Annotated in this window: 2 protein-coding genes; both read right to left on the bottom strand. The window is 69.5% G+C overall.

Annotated features, from left to right (window positions below):
* Window positions 1-292: aldolase/citrate lyase family protein (locus tag NH287_RS15075; protein ID WP_253036260.1), on the bottom strand; the 292-nt coding region annotated here is incomplete at its 3' end.
* A 44-nt stretch (window positions 293-336) separates the two neighbouring features.
* Window positions 337-1,194 (bottom strand): CoA ester lyase (locus NH287_RS15070; protein WP_253036259.1); only part of this gene is annotated, 858 nt, incomplete at its 5' end.

Here is a 1,194-nt window from a genome sequence, read left to right as displayed (position 1 = left end):
CCTCGACGAGCGCGAGCACCTGCTCCGCCGACTCGACCTTCGGCACAAGGATCGCGTCGGGACCGGCCTGGCTCGCCGCCTCGACGTCCGCGTCGTGCCACTCGGTGCCGATCGAGTTCACGCGGATCGCCAGCTCGCGATGGCCGTACTCGCCGGACCGGACCGCCGCGACCACGTTCTCGCGACCCTGGACCTTGGCGTCCGGGGCCACCGAGTCCTCGAGGTCGAGGATCAGCGCGTCGGCGTCGATCGACTTCGCCTTCTCGAGCGCGCGCTCGTTCGCGCCCGGCATGTACAGCACCGAGCGGCGGGGACGGATGGGGGCGGGAGTGGTGCTCACAGGGCGTACAGCTCCTTCAGCTCGGGGTCGCGCTCGGCCAGCTCACGGGCCAGGTCCAGCATCACGAGGCACTGCTTGCAGGACGCGTCGTCCTCCATCTTGCCGTTGATCATGACCGCACCGGAGCCGTCGCCCATCGCCTCGACGACCTCCTTCGCGTGCGCCACGTCCTCGGCGCTCGGGGAGAACACCTTCTTCGCGATGTCGATCTGCACCGGGTGCAGGCTCCACGCGCCCACGCAGCCCAGCAGGAACGCGTTGCGGAACTGGTCCTCGCACGCCACGACGTCCTTGATGTCGCCGAACGGGCCGTAGAACGGGAGGATGTCGTTCGCGGCGCAGGCGTCGACCATGCGCGCGATCGTGTAGTGCCACAGGTCCTGCTGGTAGGTCGTGCGACCCCCGGTGAGGTCCTCACCCGTCGGGTCCTGACGCACCAGGTAGCCCGGGTGCCCGCCGCCGACACGCGTCGTCTTCATGCGACGGCTCGCCGCGAGGTCGGCCGGGCCGAGGCTGATGCCCTGCATGCGCGGGCTCGCCGCCGCGATCTCCTCGACGTTCGTCATGCCGAGCGCGGTCTCGAGGATCGCGTGCACCAGCAGCGGCTTGCGCACGTTCCCCTTCGCCTCCAGCTGCGCCAGCAGCCGGTCGACGTAGTGGATGTCCTGCGCACCCTCCACCTTCGGCACCATGATGACGTCGAGCTTGTCGCCGACCTCCGTCACCAGCGTCGTCAGGTCGTCGAGGACCCACGGCGAGTCGAGGCTGTTCACGCGCACCCAGAGCTGCGTGTCGCCGAAGTCGGTCGCCTTCGCGATGTCGACGAGACCCTGGCGAGCGGCCTCCTTCTTCTC

Source organism: Microbacterium sp. CnD16-F, from assembly GCF_024124465.1.
GTDB lineage: Bacteria > Actinomycetota > Actinomycetes > Actinomycetales > Microbacteriaceae > Microbacterium > Microbacterium gawkjiense.
This window is presented reverse-complemented; position numbering and strand designations above follow the sequence as displayed.